This window comes from Caballeronia arationis (assembly GCF_001544975.2).
Taxonomy (GTDB): Bacteria; Pseudomonadota; Gammaproteobacteria; order Burkholderiales; family Burkholderiaceae; genus Caballeronia; species Caballeronia arationis.
This window is the reverse complement of record NZ_FCOG02000216.1, coordinates 1-6,696: the sequence shown is the minus strand read 5'-3', so window position 1 is coordinate 6,696 and position 6,696 is coordinate 1. Positions and strand designations below refer to the sequence as shown.

The window sequence follows — 6,696 nt, the reverse complement described above, 5'->3', positions numbered from 1 at the left end:
CTTTGCAGCGCAGCTTCCGCACCGCTGAGAAGGCCGTTAACACCTGGTGCGATCAGGTCAAAATCGCCGCGTAGAAACTTGACTCGACTGCTACAAGATCAATTCAGTCAAGGAATCTAGTCGGGAACGTCGCTGCTTCGAGTTCTGGCTTCCTCTCGTATGTCGGCACACGTCAGACACGTAGGGCAGCAGACGGCCAGTTGCGGACAGTTTCCCGGCGGTTGCGCGGACATTCAGACGTCGGCTTCGCTCCGTAACCCGCCGTGCGGCCTACGAAAGTCCCTGCGCACTGATGCCGCTCGCCAATCGATAAGTTCACTTTCTGTCGCCTTGAAGGGCGGATGCGCGCAGACGGTTTCTTCTTCATCTCGCATTGCTGGCTCTATGGAATCTCAGAGAGCTCGCGCTTGGCCTCCAGCAGTTCGATCAGCAATCGATCGCGCTGGCGAATCATTTCCGCAAAGTCGTGCGACTGTAGTTTCGTTTGGACGCCTTTCGCGATCAATTCGATGTAGTCGTCCATCTCGGGATACGTGCCCAGATCTCTCGCCCATTCACGCTGAGCTGGGCCTAGATGCCGCAGCACATGTGTGATGCCACCGGGACCGCCGGAAGCATGAAGGTTGAGAAATGGACCGAGGAGCGCCCAGCGCAGACCGGGGCCATAGGAGATTGCGGTGTCGACATCCTCCACGGAGGCAATGCCGCGCTGGACCAGACTGATCGCTTCTTGCCAAATCGCCGCTTGCAGTCGGTTAGCAATATGACCTTTGACTTCCTGGTTGATGCGAACAACTTTCTTGCCAGTTGAAGCGTAGAGCGTCATCGCCCGGTCTATGTATTCCGTCGATGTGAGCCTTCCGCCGCCGACCTCGACCAGCGGAATGATGTGCGATGGATTGAACGGATGCCCAAGTACGATCCGCTCCGGATGCTGCGCGTGTGCCTGAATCTCGCTGACTGACAATCCCGACGACGAAGACGCGATGATCGCGTCCGTCTTCGACGCGCGTTCAATGTCGGCGATCAGCGCCTGTTTGACGTCCAGGCGCTCCGGGCCGCTTTCCTGGATGAAATCGGCATCGCGCAGCGCTGCGGTCAGATCGGTCATAAAGACCAGCCTTTCTCGCGAGGCATCATCCGAAAGACCGAGCCGTTCGACAACCGGCCAGTTCTCGTCGATCCACCTGCGCAGGCGCGACTCCGCGCCCTCGGCGGGATCGGTCGCGATGACGTCGAAACCGTGCGCCAGAAAATGCGTGGCCCATCCCGCGCCGATCACACCCGTGCCGACGATAGCGATCCTCGTCATCGCTTAGTGCTCCAGACAGGCGGCATCGACGGTGGCGTGCAGCGGCCGCAGTCCGATGATCTCGCGCGCTTCCTCAGGCGTCGCCGGCTCGTAACCCATCTCGCGCACCATGCGGACGAGCCGCTCGACCAGTTGCACGTTCGTCGCTAGTTCGCCGTGCCGGTAATACAGGTTGTCTTCGAGTCCGACGCGCACGTGGCCACCCAGCAAGAGCGAATTCATCGCGGCAGGCAATTGCGCAGCGCCGATCGCGCTCACGTTGAACACGGTGTCGCGCGGCAGATGATCGACCATCGTCTGCAACAGACGCGGCGTGTAGGGCAATGCGCCCTGAAACGCATTCGCGCCGATCACGATGTTGATGAAATGCGGCGCATCGTCCAGCCCTGCGTTGATCGCGCGCTGCACATCCTGCACGATATCGGCGAGACCGAATACTTCCCATTCGGGCTTGATGCCACGCGCCTTCATCATCTCGGCAATCTGGCGGATGCGCGAAGGCGGCGTCGCGACGAGAATCTCCTTGCTGCCGAAACTCGCGATCACCGTCTGCGCGTCGAGCGTACACATTTCGACGCCATCGCCCTGCATGCCTTTCAGACGCTCTTCCCACTGAATTTCCCAGAGGCCGTTGTCGAGCTCTCGAACCATGTCGCCGTCGATGCCGCCGCCCGTCGAATTGTTCAGGATGATGTCGCACTTGTCGCGAATCAGCCGGTTGATATGGCTGTAGATGGTCGGATCGCAGGTCGCCTGATCGTCGGGGCGGCGCGCGTGGACCGCCACGACACTCGCGCCCGCGTTGTAGCAGCGGTAGGTATCGTCGGCGATTTCCAGCGGCTGCGTCGGCAGGTTCGGGTTCATCTTCTTCGTGGCCATGCCGCCGGTGGGCGCAACGGTCACGATGACTTTGGGCTTGCTCATGATGGTGTTCTCCGATGAAGAATGAGGTTTTGAAGAAAGAGAGCGGTCAGTGCGCGCCTGCGTCGTCGGTCGTGCCGACGCGGACTGCGCTCTTCGGCAATCCAAGCAAAATGGTCAGTCCGCCGCAGATGACGAGCGCGGTCAATGCGAGAAGGCCCATCTGAATGCTGCCGGTCACGGACTTGATCCAGCCAATCAGCGTCGGGCTCGCGAAGCCGCCGAGAATGCCGAGCGAACTGATCACCGCGATGCCGGCCGCCGCCGCTTCCCGGCCGAGATAAGTGGGCGGAATCGACCAGAAGAGCGATCCGCCGCCGAAGATAAAGAACGCGGCGACGCACAGCAGAACCATGACGGGGACGATCGCGGTGCCGAGAAACGATGTCGATGCCAGCGCCGCCGCACCGAGAACCAGCGTGCCGCCGACGTGCCAGCGACGTTCCTTGAAGCGGTCCGAGCTGCGGCTGATGACGAGCACGCCGAGCGCGCCGAAGATATATGGCACGGCGGTGTACCAGCCGATCGTCGCGATCGGGGCGATGCCGAGACCTTTGATCATCGTCGGCAGCCAGAACGTGAGCGTGTAGACGGCGCACGCGCAGCAGAAGTAGACGAAGGCCAGCACGTAGGTTTTAGGATCGGCCAGCGCGGCGGAGAGACGGCCGTGATGAGCGGGCTTGACGTCACCGCAATGATCGGCATCGAGAACGGACTGCACGAGTGCTTTTTCGGTGTCGTTCAACCACGGCGCGCCGGCCGGCTTGTTCGGTAACAGGCGATACAGCAGCACGCCGATCAGCACGGTTGGCAAGCCTTCGACGAGAAAGAGCCATTGCCAGCCATGCATCCCGCCGATGCCTTCCATGCCGCTCATGATCGTCCCCGACAGCGGGCCGCCGAGCACACCCGTGATCGGCATGCCGAACAGGAACAGACCCGTCACGCGGCCACGGCGCTGGCTCGGATACCAGTACGTCAGATACAGAATGATGCCGGGGAAAAAACCCGCTTCGAAAATCCCGAGCAGCAGCCGGATGCCATAGAACTGCCAGGGCGCGGAAACGAACGCGGTCGCGGCGGACGCGAAGCCCCACAGCACCATGATCCGAAGAAACGTCATCCGCGCGCCGATCTTTTCGAGCAGCAGATTGCTGGGAACTTCGAACAGCAGATACGTCACGAAGAAAAGGCCCGCGCCGAGGCCATAGACGGCATCGGAAAAGGCGAGATCCTGCTTCATCTGGAGCTGCGCGTAGCCGATGTTGATGCGATCGAGAAACGCGAAGACGTACGCGATCAGGATCATCGGCATGATGCGCCAGGTGATTTTGCGAAAGACCGCGTCTTCCACCAATTGCCCCGACGGGCGCTCGACGAATACAGCTGCGACGGGAAGCGGACTGGTGCGATTCATGCGCGTCTCCTGGACTGGGTTGACACGCATTATTTCGAGTGAGAGCCGCCACGACTGTCGATTGCGCGACAGTTGGGATGAGCGTAAACACCGAGCCGAATGGCTTGCCAATCTACCGTGAGAGTGCGTTGAGCCCGGGCAAATCCAGCACGACGATGCCGCCGTATTCCGTCCGCACGAGCCCGGCGCGCTTGAAGCGCGTCATCGCCTTGTTGCACGTCTGGCGCGATAACGCGGCCAGATTGGCGAGCTCTTCCTGAGACAGCGGCAAATGCACCGTGCCGCTCGGGTTGGACAGTGGTTGTACCATGCCGACCAGCGCCCGTGCGACGAGACTGTCGGTGTCGAGCAGCCCGTGCGCGGCGACCGCGCCCATGAACCAGTGCAGACGCTCGTTTATCTGCTGAAGCAGAAATTCGTTGAACGACGGCCGGTTTTCACGAAGCCAGACGAAGGTGGCACGCGGCATCTGCGCGACGCGGCTGTCGCGCAGCGCGATGAGATCGGATTCGCGCGGCGCGTTGCGGACCAGCGTGCCTTCGCCAAACCAGCTTCCCATCGACTGACCGCCGAGCGTTACGGTCTGCCCGTCGCGCGCGGTAATCGACCATTTGATGATGCCTTCGAGCACGCCGAACCACATCTGCTGCCGTTCGCCGTGACGTCCCAAAGACTGACCGGCGTCGACCGCACGTTCCACGATGTCGGGCCGCACGCGGGTTTTCGCGGCGTCATCCAGCGCGACGAACCACGGTGATTGCGCGAGCAGTTCGTCGATCGACAGCGTCGCCGTGACGAGTTTCATTTGCCGCGTCATGCGTGTCCTCCGACGCCGCTCGCGCGTGGCGGGACGTGAAGTGTCGTCGCGCCGACAGTGTGGCGTCGGCGAAATCCGCACAATGTCTGCACTGGAATCCGGAGCATAAGTTCGTGAATAAAGAAACTGTCTATTCGATCGACGTTCAATTCGGCGATTGCGACCCGGCCGGAATCGTGTTTTTCCCCAACTTTTCGCGCTGGATGGACGCCGCCTCGCACGACTACTTTATACAGTGCGGCCTGCCGCCGTGGCGAGAGATGGACGCGCTTCCTGATTGCATCGGCCCGCCGCTGCTGGAGTTTCACACGCGCTTCGTCAATTCCGCGACTTACGGCGAACGGCTCGACATTCACAGCCGCGTCGAAGAATGGCGCGGCAAGGTGTTTATCCAGAGCCACCGGATCATGCGCGGCGACACCTTGATCTGCGATGGCCGCGCGACGCGCGCGCTGTGCGTCAAACAGGCCGATGGACGACTCAAAGCCGTTCCCGTTCCCGACTTCATCCGCGCGGCCTGCGAATAAATACATCGAGGAATTCATGACCACATCGAAAGGCAAGCGCGTCCTCGTGACGGCGGGCGCGGGCGGAATAGGGCGCGCGATCACGGAAGCGTTCGTCGCGGACGGCGCGAGCGTTTTTGTCTGCGATATCGACGAGACCGCGCTTCAGAATCTGCAGGCGCAATTGCCCGGTGTGAAGACGGTGGTGTGCGACATCGCGGATCGCGCGGCGGTTGCAAACATGGTCGGGGATGCGGCGGCCGCGCTCGGCGGCCTCGACGTGCTTGTCAACAACGCGGGCATCGCCGGGCCGACCGCGAGTGTCGCGGACATGGACCCGGATGCATGGGAAGCCGTGCTACGCGTGAATCTGACCGGAACGTTCACGGTCACGCAGCACGCCATTCCGCTGCTCAAGCAATCGAGCGCGGGCGTCGTGCTCGTCATGTCGTCGCTGGCCGGACGCTTCGGTTATCCGAATCGAAGTCCCTACTCGACGACGAAATGGGGCCTCATTGGCTTCACGAAGACGCTGTCGCGTGAACTCGGTGAATTCGGCATTCGCGTCAATGCGATCTTGCCGGGCGCGGTCGAAGGTCCTCGCATCGAACAAGTGCTTTCCGGACGCGCGTCGGCGAGCGGCCGTACGGTCGAACAAGAAAAAGCGGCAGCGCTCGGCAATCAGTCGATCAAGCGCTTCGTCGATCCGGCCGATATCGCGGCGCTTGCCGTCTTTCTTGCATCCGATGCAGGACGATCTATTTCCGGTCAATTGATCCCGATCGACGGAGACTCGCAAAGCGCTTCGTGATTTGAGGGAAAGCAGAGGCGTTGCTGGGCCGTGTTGCAGAAGCCTTATCGGGAAATCTTGCTCAATGATCTGCATGCACCGTTGTTGCTGCGAAGGACGATACGGCCTGATCGACCAAGAGAAGAAATTTGGAAGTGACGCGTCGACCGATATCTTCGATGATCGTGATATCGATCGCAAGCGGCGTGCGCTCGTCGTTGTCCGTCCGGACCAGTACGTAGCGCATGTGCTTCCGCTCGATGCCTATGCCGAAGCGGATGCACTCTTGCGGCTCATTTTCTGCACGAATCCTGTTTCGAGAACCACTAAAAAGCGTCAGCCAAAATCGCTAGCCGTGACGGGCTTCCGGGTCGTCGGCAGCCTCGTCCACCGTGCTCGACAGCGACACTCTATGGCAGCGCGCGGTTTCCGCCGAGATCACGAGCGGTCAATACGTGGCGCTCTACGTCCTGTAGCGGAATTCGGGAGTCAATCAGCGCCAGCTCGGCGATGAGTTGACGCGGAACGATCGATCATCGCCGATCTTGTTGCACGCACGGTCGCAACGAATTGATCGAACGCTCCGACGATCCCATCGATAAGCGTAGCCACGTGCTAGTTGCGACCGCTCCAAAGAGCACATGCCTACTGCGAAGCTGACTCCAGTCAAAGTTCGAGTGTTGCGACGCCTGCTGTTGCCGTGCCGCAGTTTGACGAATGCCCCTTTTGCACATCAAGGGATTGTTGAGTCGCTGTTGACTGTGTTGGCCGATGCCCGACCAACCAGACCGGCCGTGGATGACCGCAGTATTTCAAGACGCGACGAAGGGACCGCGATCGGACGACCGACCGCAATGGGTGTGCGCCGTGAAAAGGTGGCGCTTTCCAGTGGGTGTAAGTCCCACCCGGCAAATGCTCCAGCCGGAAGCAACC

The 6,696-nt window shown here is 61.0% G+C and carries 7 protein-coding genes and 1 pseudogene; 4 read left to right on the top strand and 4 right to left on the bottom strand.

Translation table 11 applies throughout. From position 1 onward, the window contains the following. Positions 1 to 382: 382 nt before the first annotated feature. From AWB81_RS39305 to AWB81_RS39290, 4 genes are all read right to left on the bottom strand, one after another. Positions 383 to 1,312: a 3-hydroxyacyl-CoA dehydrogenase NAD-binding domain-containing protein gene (locus AWB81_RS39305; RefSeq protein WP_062643644.1), complete on the bottom strand. Its 930-nt coding sequence runs from the start codon at positions 1,310 to 1,312 to the stop codon at positions 383 to 385. A gap of 3 nt (positions 1,313 to 1,315) precedes the next feature. Then, complete coding sequence (locus AWB81_RS39300) at positions 1,316 to 2,236, bottom strand: beta-keto acid cleavage family enzyme (protein ID WP_062643642.1); 921 nt, start codon at positions 2,234 to 2,236, stop codon at positions 1,316 to 1,318. A gap of 46 nt (positions 2,237 to 2,282) precedes the next feature. Beyond that, entirely contained in the window at positions 2,283 to 3,650 is a 1,368-nt protein-coding gene (locus AWB81_RS39295) for an MFS transporter (RefSeq protein WP_062643640.1), read from the bottom strand. 112 nt (positions 3,651 to 3,762) lie between these two features. Beyond that, the gene (locus AWB81_RS39290; RefSeq protein WP_062643638.1) at positions 3,763 to 4,467 is read right to left on the bottom strand and encodes a Crp/Fnr family transcriptional regulator; all 705 of its coding nucleotides are present in this window, start codon (positions 4,465 to 4,467) and stop codon (positions 3,763 to 3,765) included. Positions 4,468 to 4,580: 113 nt separating this feature from the next. On the opposite strand from AWB81_RS39290, the gene AWB81_RS39285 reads away from it, so the two are divergent. The 4 genes and pseudogenes from AWB81_RS39285 to AWB81_RS48635 form a co-directional block, all read left to right on the top strand. Continuing rightward, positions 4,581 to 4,994 carry an acyl-CoA thioesterase gene (locus AWB81_RS39285; RefSeq protein ID WP_062643646.1) on the top strand — a complete coding sequence of 138 codons (414 nt, stop codon included), beginning with the start codon at positions 4,581 to 4,583 and terminating at the stop codon, positions 4,992 to 4,994. 16 nt (positions 4,995 to 5,010) lie between these two features. After that, positions 5,011 to 5,784 (top strand): SDR family oxidoreductase, encoded by a 774-nt coding sequence (locus tag AWB81_RS39280; protein ID WP_062643636.1) that lies wholly within the window; start codon positions 5,011 to 5,013, stop codon positions 5,782 to 5,784. A 27-nt stretch (positions 5,785 to 5,811) separates the two neighbouring features. Next, positions 5,812 to 6,064: pseudogene (locus AWB81_RS47685) on the top strand (3-hydroxybenzoate 4-monooxygenase); the annotation flags it as partial. 340 nt (positions 6,065 to 6,404) lie between these two features. Next, a partial coding sequence (locus tag AWB81_RS48635; protein ID WP_327373322.1) for a hypothetical protein occupies positions 6,405 to 6,696 on the top strand: 292 nt, incomplete at its 3' end.

Excerpts from the sequence above, each read along its gene's own strand:
- AWB81_RS39305 (WP_062643644.1), bottom strand. The coding sequence starts at position 1,312 with ATGACGAGGATCGCTATCGTCGGCACGGGTGTGATCGGCGCGGGATGG.
- AWB81_RS39290 (WP_062643638.1), bottom strand. The coding sequence starts at position 4,467 with ATGACGCGGCAAATGAAACTCGTCACGGCGACGCTGTCGATCGACGAA.
- AWB81_RS39300 (WP_062643642.1), bottom strand. The coding sequence starts at position 2,236 with ATGAGCAAGCCCAAAGTCATCGTGACCGTTGCGCCCACCGGCGGCATG.
- AWB81_RS39295 (WP_062643640.1), bottom strand. The coding sequence starts at position 3,650 with ATGAATCGCACCAGTCCGCTTCCCGTCGCAGCTGTATTCGTCGAGCGC.
- AWB81_RS39280 (WP_062643636.1), top strand. The coding sequence starts at position 5,011 with ATGACCACATCGAAAGGCAAGCGCGTCCTCGTGACGGCGGGCGCGGGC.